The organism is Streptomyces sp. NPDC007088 (genome assembly GCF_042869355.1).
Lineage (GTDB): Bacteria > Actinomycetota > Actinomycetes > Streptomycetales > Streptomycetaceae > Streptomyces.
On sequence record NZ_JBIAFO010000014.1, the window covers coordinates 147,166 to 164,635 of the forward strand.

A 17,470-nucleotide genomic window follows, 5' to 3' on the forward strand; every position below is an offset into this window, starting at 1 on the left:
CTCATCTCGCGTCGCGTGAGCGCGCGCCCGGCCGGGTGCCGGGCCGCGCGTCACACGTGTTCCGCAAGCCAGTTGAGGACGGCCGCCGCGGTGGTGCCCGCGTGGTCCTCCATCATGGTGAAGTGGTTTCCGGGCACTTCGATCCGGGTCAGTTCGGCTCCCCAGGCCGATTCCTCGTCGACCCCCTGCTCCGAACCGGTGAAGGACTCCTCGGCCTTCACCGCGAGGATCGGTGCGCCGATCGGGGCCGGCCCCCAGTCCGAGAACAGGCGCAGGTATCCGCCCATCGCGGTGAGCCTGCTCTCGTCCACCGCGCCGAACATCTTCTCGCGATCGAGCATCTGTCCGGAGAGGTTGGTCTGAATCCACGGCAGCGCCTCGCTGCGGGGGAGGTAGGTGTCCAGCATGACGACGGCGGACGGGGTGCTTCCGCGCTCCGCCAGCCGCCCGGCGACCGCCTGGGCGATCCACCCGCCGGAGGAGCGTCCGACGAGCACGACCGGGCCCTCGCCCGCGCTCCGGAGCACCGCCTCCACCTGCATCTCCACCACCGCGTCGATACTAGCCGGAAGCAACTCGCCCTTGGCGAAGCCGGGTTCGGGCAGCACCGTCACATCCCGCCGGCCGCGGAAGCCCGCCGCGAAGCGGGCGTACTCCCGGGGCCCGGAGATGGCCACCAGTGACGGGAAGCACACGAGGCCCGGCGCCGTGCTCCCCTTGGACAGGCGGACGATCTTGGGTGCGGCCGTCACCTCGGCGGCCGTACGGAACGAGGGGCGCAGACGGGCCGCGGCCATCAGCAACTGGGTCCCCGCGACGTACTGCCCGTCGTTGCAGGCCTGCCGGTAGAGCGCCTCGATCGTGGAACCGGTGTCGTTCCCGGCCGCCGGGGCGGTGGCCGCCTGCCCGCTCGCGCCACTCCCGGCGGACGGCTCGTCGGACGGCGTGGTGCCGGGTGCGCCCGGCACCAGGCGGGTGCGCAGGTGGCTCGCGAGCGCGGCCGGCGTGCCGTGGTCGAAGAGGAGTGTCGCCGGCAGGGTGAGGCCGGTGACGTGGTTGAGCCGGTTACGGATCTCCACCGCGGTGAGCGAGGTGAGGCCGAGTTCCAGGAAGGCGCTGGCCTCGTCGACGGTGTCCGGCGAGTCGTGACCGAGGACCGTCGCGGTGTGCGTACGCACCAGGGCGGTCAGGGTCCGTATCTGCTCGGCCTCCGTCAGCCCCGCGAGCCGCTGTCCGAGTGGTGCCGCGCCGGTGTCCTGCGCGGTACCGGCCACGCCGTCGACCACCCTGCGGGCCGGGGCGCGGACCAGGCCGCGCAGCAGGGCGGGTGTCCCGACCGAGGCGGCCTGCGCCTGAAGGACCGCGAGGTCCAGGCGCATGGGCACCAAGAGCGGGTCCGCCCCGGGGGCGTCGTCCGCTCGGCTGTGCGTCGCCGCGACCGCCGAGTCGAACAGGGCGAGCCCCTCCTGCGAGGTCAGCGCGGCGACTCCGGAACGGCCCAGCCGCTGGACGTCTCCCTCCTCCATGTGGCCGGTCATGGCGCTGCGTTCGGCCCACAGGCCCCAGGCCAGTGAGGCCGCGGGCAGGCCCTCCGCCCTGCGGTACTGCGCCAGGGCATCGAGGAAGGCGTTGGCCGCCGCGTAGTTGGCCTGGCCCCCGGCACCGAACACGCCGGCCGCCGAGGAGAAGAGCACGAACGCGGAGAGCGGCAGCTCCCTGGTCAGCTCGTGCAGGTGCACGGCGGCGTCGCTCTTCGGGCGCAGCACGGCGTCCAGGCGCTCCGGTGTCATCGACCCGAGGACTCCGTCGTCGAGGACACCGGCCGAGTGCACCACTCCGGTCAGCGGGTGCTCGCCGGGCACGGTCGCCAGCAGCTTTGCGAGGGCGGGGCGGTCGGCGACGTCACAGGCGGCCATCCGCACCGACGCCCCCAGGGCGGTCAGCTCCTCCACCAGTTCGGCGGCACCGGCCGCCGACCGTCCCCGGCGGCTGGTCAGCAGCAGGTGGCGTACGCCGTGTTCCGCCACCAGATGCCGTGCCACCCTGGCTCCCAGGACACCGGTCGCCCCGGTGACGAGTACCGTCCCCTCCGCGTTCCACACCGGCGCGAGGGCCGGGGTCTCCCCGCGCTCGGCGCCCCGCTGGTCGCGGTCGGTCCGAGCCGCGCGCACCCGGGCCAGCCGGGCCGCGAGGGGCCGTCCCTCGCGCACCGCGAGCTGCGGTTCCTCCCCGCCCAGGATCTGCGGCAGAACGGCGAAGGAGGCTTCCCGCTCGTCCAGGTCGAGCAGGACGAACCGGTCGGGGTTCTCCGACTGCGCCGCCCGCACCAGGCCCCATGCCGCGGCCTGGGCCGGGTCGGCGATCCGCTCACCGGGACGGGTGGCGACCGCACCGCGGGTGACGAGCACCAGCCGGGAACGCTCGAAGTGCTCGTCGGCCAGCCATTCCCGCGTCAGTCGCAGCGCCCGGTGCGCCGCGTCGCGTACGCGCCCGGCCGAGAGCGGCCGGGGCCCGTCGTCCCCGGGGCCGGACGCGTCCGGCGCGCAGAGCGGGACGAACACGAGGTCCGGCGCTGTCCGGCCGTCCGCCACGGACTCTGCCAGAACCGAAAGCTCCGGGTACTTCTCGGCCTGCGCCCCGGCGACGCGGGCCGACTTCAGGGCCGTCGGCAACCACGTCTCGCCGTCGCCGAGTACCGCCCACCCGGCCGGGGGGACGGGGGCGCCGGTGACCGCCACCGGGTTCCACTCCAGCCGGAAGAGGGACTCGTGGAACGTTCCGTGCGCCCGGCCGAGCTGCTCCCGTGAGATGGGCCTGGTCACGAGCGAGCCCACCGAGAGCACCGGACGGCCCGACGTGTCGACGGCCGAGAGCGCCACCGCCTCGGGCCCCGCGGGTGCCAGTCGTACGCGCAGTACGGACGCCCCCTCCGCGTGCAACGACACACCGTTCCAGGCGAAGGGCATCCGGACGCGCCCGGTGTCCCCACCGGATGCCTGCCCGTCCCGGCCGGCTCGCTCCGGCGCCCCCTCGGCGGAGGTGTCGGGCAAGCGGACGAAGTTGCCGAAGGCCATCGCGTGCAGCGCGGAGTCCAGCAGAGCCGGGTGCACGCCCAGGTGCCTGGCCTCGGACCACTGCTCCTCGGGCAGACCGACCTCCGCGAACACCTCCTGGCCCCGGCGCCATACGGCACGCAGCCCCTGGAACGCGGGACCGTAACCGAAACCGTTCCTCGCGAACCTCTCGTAGAGCCCTTCGACAGGGACCGGTTCCGCACCGGCCGGCGGCCACACCTCCTCAGTGCCGGGGTCGGTGACCGGCCCGGCTTCGGTGAGCGCGCCGGTGGCGTGCCGGGTCCAGGGGCCGTCCTCGGTCTGTGAGTGGACGCTCATCGAGCGCCGGCCGAACTCGTCGGGGCCCTCGACGGCCACCTGGATCGCGACCGCTCCGTCCGGGGGCAGCACGAGAGGGGCTTCCAGGGTCAGCTCGTCCACACGGTCGCAGCCGACCACCTGCCCGGCCCGCAGCGCCAGCTCCACGAAGGCCGTCCCCGGCAGCAGGGAGACCCCGGCCACCGCGTGGTCCGCCAGCCAGGGATGCGTCCGCAGCGACAGCCGGCCCGTCAGCAGGGCGCCGTCCGTCGCCGGAAGAGTGACGGCCGCGCCCAGCAGCGGATGACCGGCGGCCGACAGACCAGCCGCCGCCACGTCACCCACCACACCGGCCGTCGGGTCCGACTCCAGCCAGTAACGCTGGTGCTGGAAGGCGTAGGTGGGCAGCTCGACGCGGCGTGCGCCTGTCCCCTCGAACAGGGTGGCCCAGTCGACGGCCGCGCCACCGACGAAGGCCTCGGCGGCCGAGGTGAGGAAGCGCTCCAGGCCGCCCTCACCCCGGCGCAGAGAACCCACCGCCGTCACTGCGGTGTCGTGGGCCTCGGCGGTCTGCTCGATCCCCATCGTCAGCACCGGGTGAGCACTGGACTCCACGAACAACCGGAAACCGTCATCCAGCAGCGCGTCCACCGTCTCCGCGAAACGCACCGTCTGGCGCAGATTGCGATACCAGTAGCCGGCGTCCAGACCCGAGGTGTCCAGCACTCCGCCGGTCACCGTCGAGTAGAACGGCACGGAGGCGGTGCGCGGGGCGACATCTGCCAACTCCCGCGCCAGAACGGCCTCGATCTCCTCGACGTGCGCGCAGTGGGAGGCGTAGTCCACCGCGATCCGCCGCGCCCGTACTCCGTCCGCCTCACAGACGGCCAGCAGCTCGTCCAGGGCATCCGCGTCACCGGACACCACCACCACGCCGGGACCGTTCACAGCCGCCAGCGACAGCCGGCCCTCCCACCGGGCGAGCAGACCACCAACGGCCTCCTCGCCCAGCGAGACCGACACCATGCCACCCCGGCCGGACAGGACCTTGAGCGCCTTACTGCGCAACGCCACCACCCGCGCCCCGTCCTGCAAGGACAAGGCACCCGCCACGCACGCGGCGGCGATCTCCCCCTGCGAGTGACCGACCACGGCGGACGGTACGACACCCATCGACCGCCACACCTCGGCCAACGACACCATCACAGCCCACAACACCGGCTGCACCACGTCGACTTCACCCAGCCACGCCTCGTCACCAGAGGCATCACGCAGGATCTCGGTCAACGACCAGTCGACAAACGGGGCCAGCGCCGCACCGCACTCCGCCACCCGGCCGGCGAACACCGGAGAGGACTCCAGCAGCTCCGCCGCCATACCCAGCCACTGCGAACCCTGACCCGGGAACACCAACACCACACGGCCATCCGCACCCGCCGCGACACCCCGGACGACACCGGCGCTCTCACGGCCCCGCGCCAGCGACTCAAGGCCGCTCAGGAGGCCGTCACGGTCGCTGCCCAGAACCACGGCCCGGTGCTGGAAGACCGTTCGCGTGGTGGCCGAGGACAGCCCCACATCGCTCACCGGGAGCGCCGGTTCCCGCCGGACATGTGCGGCCAGCCGGTCCGCCTGTGCCCGCACTGCCGTCTCGGACTTGGCGGACACGACCCACGGCACCACTGCGGGCACCGGGGACGGCAGCTCGCGCGGGCTGCCCTCCGTCTCATCGGCTGCCGTGGCCTGTTCGAGGATGATGTGCGCGTTCGTGCCGCTGAGGCCGAACGAGGAGATCCCGGCCCGGCGCGGACGGTCGGCCTCGGGCCACGGCGTGGCCCCGGTGAGCAACTCGACCGCTCCGGCCGTCCAGTCCACGTGCGGGGAGGGTTCATCGACGTGCAGGGTGCGCGGCAGTACGCCGTGCCGCATCGCCAGCACCATCTTGATGATCCCGGCGACCCCGGCCGCGGCCTGCGTGTGCCCGATGTTCGACTTGATCGACCCCAGCCACAACGGCTGACCTTCCGGGCGGCCTTGCCCGTAGGTGGCCAGCAGCGCCTGCGCCTCGATCGGGTCGCCCAGCCGGGTCCCGGTCCCGTGCGCCTCGACCGCGTCGACCTCGGCCGCCGACAGTCGCGCGCTCTCCAACGCCGCCCGAATCACCCGCTGCTGCGACGGACCGTTCGGCGCCGTCAGACCATTACTCGCACCGTCCTGATTGACCGCCGAGCCCCGCACCACCGCCAGCACCTGATGTCCGTTGCGGCGGGCGTCCGACAACCGCTCCAGCAGGAGCAGCCCGACACCCTCACCCCAGCCCGTACCGTCCGCGGCAGCCGCGAACGGCTTGCACCGGCCGTCCGCTGCCAGCCCACGCTGCCGGCTGAACTCGGCGAAGGTCGCCGGGGTGGACATCACGGTGACGCCACCGGCCAGTGCCAGATCACATTCGCCCTGGCGCAGCGACTGTGCGGCCAGGTGAAGGGCCACCAGAGACGAGGAACAGGCGGTGTCGATGGTGACGGCCGGGCCTTCGAGGCCGAAGGTGTAGGCGATGCGGCCGGACGCGATGCTGCCCGAGCCGCCCGTCGCCAGGTAGCCCTCGGCACCTTCCGGAACGCTCCGCAACTGTGACCCGTAGTCGTGGTACATCAGGCCCGCGAAGACACCGGTCGTACTGCCGCGCAGGGACGAGGGATCGATACCTGCCCGTTCGAAGGTCTCCCAGGAGGTTTCCAGGAGCAGTCGCTGCTGGGGGTCCATCGCCAGCGCCTCACGCGGCGAGATTCCGAAGAACGCGGGGTCGAAGTCCCCCGCCGCGTGCAGGAAACCACCCTCGCGCACATAACTCTTGCCGTCGGTGTCCTTGTCCGAGTCGTACAGCCCCTCAGTGTCCCAGCCGCGGTTTGCGGGGAAGCCGGAGACGGCGTCCTCTCCCGCGGCGAGCAGGGCCCACAGCTCCTCGGGCGTGCGGACGCCTCCCGGGAACCGGCAGCCCATGGAGACGATGACCACGGGGTCCTCGTCGCGGCCGGTCCCGGAGGGGGCCGCCGGGGCGGTGCGGCGGGCGAGGTCGTCCCGGCCGGTGATCTCCTGGCGCAGATGCCGGGCCAGGTCGGCGGGCGTCGGGTAGTCGAACACCAGCGTGGCCGGCAGCAGCAGCCCGGTGGCGGTGGTGAGCCGGTTGCGCAGTTCCACGGCTGTGAGCGAGTCGAATCCGAGGTCGCTGAAGGCGCCCCCCGGCTCCACGGTCCCGGCGTCCGCGTGCCCCAGAACCGCGGCGACGGCACGGCGTACGAGGTTCAGCAGGAGGCGTTCGCCCTCGGCGGCCGGTACGCCGGCCAGCTGTTCACCCAAGGGGGAGGCGCCCGCCTCGGTGCCCGCGTCGACGGCCCGGCGGTTCGTGGGCCTCACCACGTTACGGAGTACGTGGGGCACCTCACCCGCGTCCCGGGTCCTGGCGGTGTCCAGCCGCATGGGGACGGCCACCGGGGTGTCCGTCGCGCAGGCGGTCTCGAACAGGGACAGCCCCTCCTCGGGCGACAGTCCCACCACGCCGGACCTCTCGATGCGCCGCAGACCGGTCCGGTCCAGGCCGCCCGCCATACCGCTCGATGTGTCCCACAGGCCCCACGCGAGCGACAGGCCGGACAGGCCCGAGGCCCTGCGGTGGCACACCAGCGCGTCGAGGAAGGCGTTGGCGGCGGCGTAGTTGGCCTGTCCTGCGGTGCCGAAGGTGCCGGCCGCGGAGGAGAACACCACGAAGGCCGACAGGTCCGAGGCCGCGGTCAGCTCGTGCAGGTTGACCGCCGCGTCCACCTTGGGCCGCAGGACCGCGTCCACGCGCTCCGGGGTGAGCGATTCGACGACGCCGTCGGCGAGCACTCCGGCGGTGTGCACGACTCCGCGCAGTGGCCGGTCCGCCGGAACAGCCGCCAGTACGGCGGCCAGCGCCTCCCGGTCGGCCACGTCGCAGGGCGCCCAGGTCACGGACGCGCCCGCGGCCACCAGCTCCCTCTCCAGCTCGTGAGCGCCCTCGGCCTCCGCGCCCCGGCGGCTCACCAGCAGCAGGTGGCGGACGCCGCACTCCGCCACGAGGTGCCGCGCGACCAGGGTCCCGAGGGTGCCTCCGGCGCCGGTCACCAGGACCGTGCTCCGCGCGTCCCAGACCGCCGAGGGCTCCGGCGCCACCGTGGCCCGTACCCGGTCCAGCCGTGCGCCGAGCAGTACCCCGCCCCGTACGGCCGACTGCGGCTCACCGCTGGACGCGGCGGCCGACACCAGGGAGAGGTCCTCCTCGCTCAGCGACTGCCGGCCGAACGGCTCCGGTCCGTCCTCCGTCCGGGCTTCCAGGTCGACCAGTACGAAGCGTCCGGGATGCTCCGTCTGCGCGGTCCGCACCAGGCCCCACACGGCGGCGGCCGCGAGGTCGGTGACGTCCTCACCCGCCTCGACCGCCACCGCGCCCCGGGTGGCGATCACCAGACGCGAGCCGGCGAGACGCTCCTCCGCCAGCCAGCCCCGCACCAGTCCCAGTGCACGGTGGACGGCCTGCCGCACCTCGCCGGCGTCCACACCGGACACGGGAGACAGGAAAGCGAGGACCACCGGCGGCACCGTCGCACCGCTCTCCACCGCCTTGCCCAGCGCGTCCAGACCGTCGTGGTACCGCGTGCGTCCAAGCACCCCCTGCGTCAGCCCGTCCCGGGACGCGAGCCCCGGGCCACCGAGCACGGCCGGCGGGGCCGCCGAGCGGTGCGCCGCCGTCTCGGCACCGGGCACACGACGCCACCCCAGCCGGAACATCGACTGGTGCAGCACACCGCCGGCCGCGCTGATCTGCTCGGCCGACACGGGCCGCGTCACCAGCGACCCGACCGTCATGACGAGCGCTCCCCCCGGATCGGTCGCCTCCAGCGAGAGCCGCGACCCGTCCGTTCCCTCGGGCCTGAGCCGTACGCGCAGAACAGTGGCCCGCGTCGCGTGCGCCGAGACGCCGTTCCAGGAGAAGGGCAGCCGAATCCCCGGCTCCGGGGAGTCGACGCCGGCCGGTCCCCCGGAGACGGACGAGGTCGCCGCCGCGCCGATCGCGTGCAGCGAGGCGTCCAGCAGGGCGGGGTGCACGAGGAAGTTGCCCGGCTCCGCCGCCGCCTCCTCCGGCAGGCGAACCTCCGCGTACACCTCCGATTCGGTGCGCCATACGGCCTGGAGGCCCTGGAAGACCGGTCCGTACTGGAGGCCCGCCGCGGCCAGCCGCTCGTAGTAGCCGTCCAGGGCGACAGGCTCGGCGCCGTGCGGCGGCCACGCCTGCTCCGGCGTTCGCGGGGGCGCTTCTTGGGGTGTGAGTGTGCCCGTCGCGTGGCGGACCCACGGACCGCTTTCGCCTTCGCTGTCCCCGCGCGAGTGCACGGTCAGCGCCCGGCGCCCCGAGCCCTCCGGCTCGGCGACCGTCACCCGCACCTGCACGCCGCCGCGTTCCGGCAGGACCAGGGGCGCCTCAAGCATCAGCTCCTCAAGCCGCGGGCACCCGACCCAGCCTCCGGCGTGGAGTGCGAGGTCGACGAACGCGGTTCCGGGCAGCAGCACCGAGCCCATGACGCTGTGGTCGCCAAGCCAGCCGTGCGAGGCCAACGACAGCCGGCCGGTGAAGAGGCAGCCGTCGGAGTCGGGCAGCGTGACCGCGGCCCCCAGCAACGGATGGTCCGCCACCCCCAACCCGGCCGAGGACACGTCTCCGGCCACCGGCGCCGCCTCCAGCCAGAACCGCTCCCGCTGGAAGGCATACGTCGGCAACTCCACCCCACCAGCCCGCACCGGCCCCCACAACGCCGACCAGTCCACCTCATGCCCACACACGAACACCTGCGCCAACGCCCCGAACAACGACTCCACCTCAGGCCGCCCACCCCGCAACACCGGCGCGAACACCACCCCCGCAACACACTCCTGCCCCATCCCCGACAGGACACCCTCCGGCCCCAACTCCAGACACGCACTCACACCCAGCCCGGCAAGATGCGTAATGCCGTCCCCGAAACGCACCGCCTCACGCACATGGCGCACCCAGTACCCCGGATCACACAACACCTCCCCCGAAACCACCGCACCCGTCACATTCGACACCACCGGCAACCCCGGAACACCGAACGACAGACTTTCGACGACGTTTCGGAACTCCTCCAGCATCGGCTCCATCGACGGCGAATGGAACGCGTGCGACACCCGCAGACGACGGGTCTTCACCCCCTGCTCCTCCAGCAGAGCCACCACCTCGGCCACCCCCGAGCCCGAGCCGGAAATCACCACCGAGGACGGACCGTTGACCGCCGCCACACTCACAACACCCTCGTACCGCGCCAGCAACGGCAACACCTCGGCCTCAGCAGCCCGCACCGACACCATCGCCCCACCCGCCGGCAACGCCTGCATCAACCGCCCACGCGCCGCCACCAGCACACACGCGTCCTCCAACGACCACACCCCAGCGACATAAGCCGCCACCACCTCACCAATCGAATGCCCCGCCACCACATCCGGCCGCACACCCCACGACGACACCAGACGGAACAACGCCACCTCAACCGCGAACAACCCACACTGCGCGAACAACGTCGCATCCAACGCCTCGGCGTCGGCGTCGGTGTCAGTCTCGTCACGGCCGAAGACCACATCACGCAACGAACAGCCCAACAACCCGTCGAACTGCCCACACACCTCATCGAAAGTCGCGGCGAACACCGGGAAAGCGCCATACAACTCACGCCCCATCCCCACCCGCTGACTGCCCTGACCCGAGAACAACAACGCCAGCTTCCCCGACGCCACCTGCCCCCGCACCACACCCGCAACCGGCTCACCCGCCACCACAGCGGACAACCCAGCCCCGAAACCAGCCACATCACCCGCCAGCACCACAGCACGATGCTCAAACACCGACCGACCCGACACCAACGACGACGCCACATCCACCGGCGACAAGCCCGGCCGCTCCGCCACAAAAGACGCCAGCCGACCCGCCTGCGCCTCCAACGCCGCCCCGGACCGACCCGACACCACCCACGGCACCACCGACAACGACGACACCGGAACCGGACCCGAACCCGGCTCCGCCGCGTCACGGGCCTCTACCGGGTCAGGTACCTCAGGCGCCTGCTCCAGCACCACATGCGCGTTCGTCCCACTGATCCCGAACGACGACACACCCGCCCGACGAGGCCGACCACTCTCAGGCCAGGCCGTCGACTCCGTCAACAGCTCGACAGCGCCCTCTGACCAGTCCACTTGTGCGGACGGCTCATCGACGTGCAGGGTGCGCGGCAGCACACCATGCCGCATCGCCAGCACCATCTTGATGATCCCGGCGACCCCGGCCGCCGCCTGCGTGTGCCCGATGTTCGACTTGATCGACCCCAGCCACAACGGCTGATCCTCCGGACGGTCCTGCCCGTAGGTGGCCAGCAGCGCCTGCGCCTCGATCGGATCACCCAGCCGGGTCCCGGTACCGTGCGCCTCCACCGCGTCCACCTCAGCCGCCGAAAGACCCGCACTCTCCAACGCCGCACGAATCACCCGCTGCTGCGAAGGACCATTCGGCGCCGTCAGACCATTACTCGCACCATCCTGATTGACCGCCGAACCCCGCACCACCGCCAGCACCCGATGCCCGTTGCGGCGCGCGTCAGACAACCGCTCCAGCAACAACATCCCGGCACCCTCGGAGAACCCCGTACCGTCCGCACCCGACGCGAACGCCTTGCACCGACCGTCCGGAGCAAGCCCCCGCTGACGACTGAACTCCACGAACAAGGCCGGCGTCGCCATCACCGTCACCCCACCCGCCAAAGCCAGCGAACACTCCCCCTGCCGCAACGACTGGGCGGCCAGATGCAACGCCACCAACGAAGACGAACACGCCGTGTCCACCGTCACCGCCGGACCCTCGAACCCGAACGTGTAGGAGACCCGCCCGGACACGATGCTTCCGGGGCTGGGTGTCCCGGGCGTGCCCTCGGGGCCCTGAAGGAGGCCGTAGTCGTGGTGCATGATCCCGGCGAAGACACCGGTCTGGCTGCCCCGCACGGAAGCCGGGTCGATCCCGGCCCGCTCCAGTGCCTCCCAGGACGTCTCCAGGAGCAGCCGCTGCTGCGGGTCCATCGCCAGCGCCTCACGCGGCGAGATACCGAAGAACGCCGGATCGAACTCCCCCGCCTCGTACAGGAACCCACCCTCACGGGCGTGGATCTTCCCCGGGGTTTCGGATCCGGGCTCGTACAGGTCCTCGATGTCCCAGCCCCGGTCCTCGGGGAACGCGGACATGGCGTCCGTGCCGTGTTCGAGAAGCCGCCAGAGTTCTTCCGGGGCCTGGACGCCTCCGGGGTACCGGCAGCTCATGCCCACGATCGCGACCGGCTCGTCGAAGGCGGCGGCGGTGCCTCCGCGGACCGCCGGGGCCGCCGCCGACGGTGCGGCCGACTGCCCGGAATGGATCGCGAGCAGTTCGGCCAGCAGGTGACCGCCGAGCACCGCGGGCGTCGGGTAGTCGAAGACGAGGGTGGCCGGCAGCCGCAGACCCGTGGCCGCGTTCAGCCGGTTCCGCAGCTCCACCGCCATCAGTGAGTCGAAGCCGAGTTCCTGGAAGGCCCGCTCGCTCTCGACCGTGCTTCCGTCGGCGTACCCGAGGACGGCGGCGGCATGGGTGCACACCAGAGTGCGCACGGTGTCGTCCCTTTCCGCCTCCGGCTGTTGCGCCAGGCGCTGCCCCAGCGCGGAGCCGCCGAGGCCCGCGCCGGTCGCCTCGACCGCGCGACGTGTGGGCACACGCAGCAGGTCCCGCAGCAGGGTGGGGACGACTCCGGACGCGGCCTGGGCCCGCAGTGTGGGCAGGTCCAGGCGGATGGGCAGCAGGACCGCGTCGGCCGCCGGTGTCCCGGTCGTCGCTGCTTCCGTGGACGCCGGGGAGGCCGTGGCGTCGAACAGGGCCAGGCCCTCTTCCGTCGCGAGTGCCGCGATGCCGCCGCGGCGCATACGCCGGACGGCCGTGTCGTCCAAGTGGCCGGTCATGCCACTGCGTTCGGACCAGAATCCCCAGCCCAGCGACACCGCGGGCAGGCCGTGGGCGCGTCGGTGGACCGCGAGGGCGTCGACGAAGGCGTTGCCCGCGGCGTAGTTGCCTTGTCCCGCCCCGCCGAACGTCCCGGCGGCGGAGGAGAAGAGCACGAACCCGGACAGGCCGAGGTCGCGGGTCAGTTCGTGGAGGTGAACGGCCGCGTCCACCTTCGGCCGCAGCACCGCGTCGATCTGTCCGGGCGTCAGCGACTCGATCACGCCGTCGTCCAGTACCCCGGCGGCGTGCACGACCGCGGTCAGCGGGTGCTCGGCGGGGACGGTCGCCAACAGGTCCGCCAGGGCCGCCCGGTCGGACGTGTCGCAGGCCGCGGTCGTCACCGTGGCGCCCCGGCCGATCAGCTCGGCCGCCAGCTCCTGGGCCCCGGCCGCCGCGCCGCCACGCCGCGAGACGAGCAGCAGGTGCCGTACACCGTGCCGCTCGACGAGGCGCCGGGCCACCAGGGCGCCGAGCGTGCCGCTCGCCCCGGTCAGCAGCACGGTGCCCTCCGGGTCCCAGGTGGGGCCCGGTTCCGCCAGGGGTCCGGTCTCGCCGGCTACTGGGCTCCCGGCACGGACCAGTCTGGGCGCGCGCGGCTCTCCCGACCGCAGCGCGATCTGCGGCTCGCCACCGGCGAGTACCGCCTCCAGCACCCCGGCCGGCACCCCCTCCTCGTCCAGATCCACCAGCACGAACCGGCCGGGGTGCTCCGCCTGGGCCGACCTCACCAGACCCCACACCGCGGCCGCCGCCAAGTCCTCCACACCTTCACCGGAAGCGGCCGCCACCGCCCCCCGCGTCACCACCACCAACCGGGACCCGGCCAGACGCTCCTCCGCCAGCCACCCCTGCAACAACTCCAGCACCCGCCGCACCACCGACCGCACACCCGCCGGATCAACCCCACCACCAGCATCAGCACCAGCACCCGGTGCGAGGGGGGCGAACACGACGTCGGGCGTGGTCGCCGTTCCGTCGGCGACGGCCGTCCGCAGCCCCGCCAGGTCCGGGTACGTCGCGAGGTCCGCCCCACTCGCGTCGAGTACGGCGCTGAGCCGCGGCTCCGGCGTGCCGAGCAGCGACCAACTCGCGCTCTTGGAGGGCAGGTCGCGGTCCGGCGCGGCCGTCGTCCGCGTGACCGCGGGGTTACGGCGCGCGAGGTCTCGCCACGCGACACGGAAGAGCGACTCGTGGGCGACGGGTACCGCGGCGCCGAGTTGTTCCGGCGACACCGTGCGCGTCACCAGGGAGGCGACCGTCACGACCGGTGCGCCGTCGCTGTCCGCCGCGTGCAGGGACACCGCTTCCGGCCCGGCCGGGGCGAGCCGTACACGCAGCGCGTCCGCGCCCGTGGCGAACAGGGACACCCCACCCCAGACGAAGGGCAGGCCGGGGCGCAGTTCGCCCTCGGTCTCCTCCCGTGTGTCCGGGCCGGTGGCCATGGCGTGGAGGGCGGCGTCGAGCAGAGCGGGGTGCAGCCCGAAGCGACCCGCGCCGTCCCGCTGCTCGTCGGCGAGGGCGACTTCCGCGAACACCTCCTCGCCACGGCGCCAGGCCGCCCGAACCCCCTGGAAAGCGGCGCCGTACTGCAGTCCTGTGGCCGCCAGCCGCTCGTACAGGCCGTCCACCTCGACCGGCTCGGCACCGGACGGGGGCCAGACGCTCAGATCAGCGGCGAACGCGGCCTCCCCGGCGAGGTCAGCCGAGCCGTCCGTCAAGGTTCCCACCGCGTGTCGCGTCCAGGGTCCCTCGGAGGAGTCCTCGGGCCGGGAGTACACCGCCACCTGCCGCTGTCCCGCCGCGTCCGGGCCACCGACCGTCAACTGGACCTGCACAGCGCCGTTCTCGGGCAGTACCAGCGGCGCTTCGAGCGCGAGTTCCTCCAGCCGGTCGCACCCGACCGCGTCGCCTGCCCGCAGCGCCAGCTCCACGAACGCCGTCCCCGGCAGTATCGGCGTCTCGGTGACCGCGTGGTCGGCGAGCCACGGGTGCGTCCGCAGGGACAGCCGGCCCGTCAGCAGGAACCCTTCCGCGTCAGCCAGGGCGACGACCGCTCCCAGAAGCGGGTGGTCGGCGGACCCGAGCCCCAGGCTCATCGCGGCGTTCTGAGGCACCACCGGGCCGGTGCTCTCCAGCCAGTAGCGGTCGCGCTGGAAGGCGTAGGTGGGCAGCTCGACGCGGCGTGCGCCCGTCCCCTCGAACAGGGCGGCCCAGTCGACGGCCGCGCCACCGACGAAGGCTTCGGCGGCCGAGGTGAGGAAGCGCTCCAGGCCGCCCTCACCCCGCCGCAGGGAACCCACCGCCGTCACTGCGGTGTCGTGGGCTTCGGCGGTCTGCTCGATCCCCATCGTCAGGACCGGGTGAGCACTGGACTCCACGAACAGGCGGAAACCGTCATCCAGCAGGGTGTTCACCGTCTCCGCGAAACGCACCGTCTGCCGCAGATTGCGATACCAGTAGCCGGCGTCCAGAGCCGACGTGTCCAGCACTCCACCGGTCACCGTCGAATAGAACGGAACCGACGCCGCACGCGGGGCGACATCCGCCAACTCCCGCGCCAGAACTGCCTCGATCTCCTCCACATGCGCGCAGTGGGAGGCGTAGTCCACCGCGATCCGCCGCGCCCGTACTCCGTCCGCCTCACAGACGGCCAGCAGCTCGTCCAGGGCATCCGCGTCACCGGACACCACCACCACACCGGGACCGTTCACAGCCGCCAGCGACAGCCGGCCCTCCCACCGGGCGAGCAGACCACCAACGGCCTCCTCGCCCAGCGAGACCGACACCATGCCACCCCGGCCGGACAGGACCTTGAGCGCCTTACTGCGCAACGCCACCACCCGCGCCCCGTCCTCCAACGACAAGGCACCTGCCACACAAGCGGCAGCGATCTCCCCCTGCGAGTGACCGATCACAGCAGCCGGCACGACACCCACCGACCGCCACACCTCGGCCAACGACACCATCACAGCCCACAACACCGGCTGCACCACGTCGACTTCACCCAGCCACGCCTCGTCCTGGGAAGCGCCCCGCAGGATCTCGGTCAACGACCAGTCCACGAACGGAGCCAACGCCGCACCGCACTCCGCCACCCGGGCGGCGAACACGGGGGACGACTCCAGCAGCTCCGCCGCCATACCCAGCCACTGCGAACCCTGACCCGGGAACACGAACGCCGCACGGCCATCCGCCCCCGCCGCGACACCCTGGACGACACCGGCGCTCTCACGGCCCCGCGCCAGCGACTCAAGGCCGCTCAGGAGGCCGTCACGGTCGCTGCCCAGAACCACGGCCCGGTGCTCGAACACCGAGCGGGTGGTCACGAGGGAGGACGCCACGTCCGCGACCCCGAGTTCCCCGCGGGCGCCCGCGAACGACCGCAACCGTTCGGCTTGTGCCCGCAACGCCGCCTCGGACTTGCCCGACACCACCCACGGAACCACCGCCGTCGGCGCCAGTATTCGCGAGGACGCCCCCTCCGCATCCTCATGGGGGCCCTCGGCGGGAACGGGGGCGGGCGCCTGCTCAAGGATCACGTGCGCGTTGGTGCCGCTGATCCCGAAGGAGGAGACTCCGGCCCGGCGGGGCTCCTCGCCCTCCGGCCACCGCGTGGGCTCGGTCAGGAGCCTGACGGCTCCCGCCGTCCAGTCCACGTGCGGGGAGGGCTCGTCGACGTGCAGGGTCTGCGGCAGCAGCCCGTGCCGCATCGCCAGCACCATCTTCATGATCCCGGCGACCCCGGCCGCGGCCTGCGTGTGCCCGATGTTCGACTTGATCGAGCCCAGCCACAACGGCCGGTCCTGCGGCCTGCCCTGCCCGTAGGTGGCGAGCAGCGCCTGCGCCTCGATCGGGTCGCCAAGCGTCGTCCCCGTACCGTGCGCCTCGACCGCGTCGACCTGCTTGGCGGAGAGTCTCGCGTCCGCGAGGGCCGCCCGGATGACGCGTTGCTGCGAGGGGCCGTTCGGTGCCGTGAGTCCGTTGCTCGCACCGTCCTGGTTGACGGCGGAGCCACGGACCACCGCGAGTACGGGGTGCCCGTTGCGCCGGGCGTCCGAGAGCCGCTCCAGCAGAAGCATGCCGACGCCCTCACCCCACCCCGTACCGTCCGCCGCGGCGGCGAAGGGCTTGCAGCGACCGTCCGGGGCCAGCCCCCGCTGGCGGCTGAACTCCACGAAGGTGCCGGGTGTGGACATCACGGTGACTCCGCCCGCGAGGGCGAGCGTGCACTCGCCCCGGCGCAGGGCCTGGCCGGCCCAGTGAAGGGCCACCAGGGAAGAGGAGCAGGCGGTGTCGATCGTCACCGCCGGGCCCTCCAGGCCCAGCGTGTAGGCCACCCGGCCGGAGGCGATGCTGCCGGCGGTGCCGTTGCCGAGATAGCCCTCCACTCCCGCGGGTACCGAGTCGAGACCGGTGCCGTAGTCGTGGTACATGACGCCGGTGAAGACACCGGTCCGGCTGCCCCGGACCGACGCGGGGTCGATACCGGCCCGCTCGAAAGTCTCCCAGGAGGTCTCCAGCAACAACCGCTGCTGGGGGTCCATCGCCAGCGCCTCACGCGGTGAGATACCGAAGAACGCCGGGTCGAACTCGCCCGCGGCCTGCAGGAATCCGCCCTCTCGCGCGTAGCTCCTGCCCACGGCGTCCGGGTCGGGATCGTACAGTCCCTCCACGTCCCAGCCCCGGTCCTCGGGAAAGCCCGCGATGGCGTCCTGGCCCGCGGCGACCGACTGCCACAGCTCCTCGGGAGAGCGCAGGCCGCCCGGGTACCGGCAGCTCATCGCCACGATGGCGATCGGCTCGTGGTCCGCGGACTCCGCGTCCTGGAGGCGCTGCCGCGTCTGGTGCAGCTCGGCAATGACTCGCTTGAGGTAGTCCCGGAGCTTGTCTTCGTTACTCATCGTGCTTTCCCATCAGGAACAGTGGGCCACAGGGCAGTCGGCGGGGAGGGGCGACCGGCGGTCGGCGGACGGCCGGTCACAGCGGGCGGACGGTC

At 72.6% G+C, this 17,470-nt stretch carries 1 protein-coding gene; it reads right to left on the reverse strand.

Features of this window, described 5'->3' with window-relative positions:
* Positions 1 to 50: 50 nt before the first annotated feature.
* Positions 51 to 17,333 carry a type I polyketide synthase gene (locus tag ACFYMP_RS22610; RefSeq protein ID WP_388860546.1) on the reverse strand — a complete coding sequence of 5,761 codons (17,283 nt, stop codon included), beginning with the start codon at positions 17,331 to 17,333 and terminating at the stop codon, positions 51 to 53.
* Between the last annotated feature and the right edge of the window lie 137 nt (positions 17,334 to 17,470).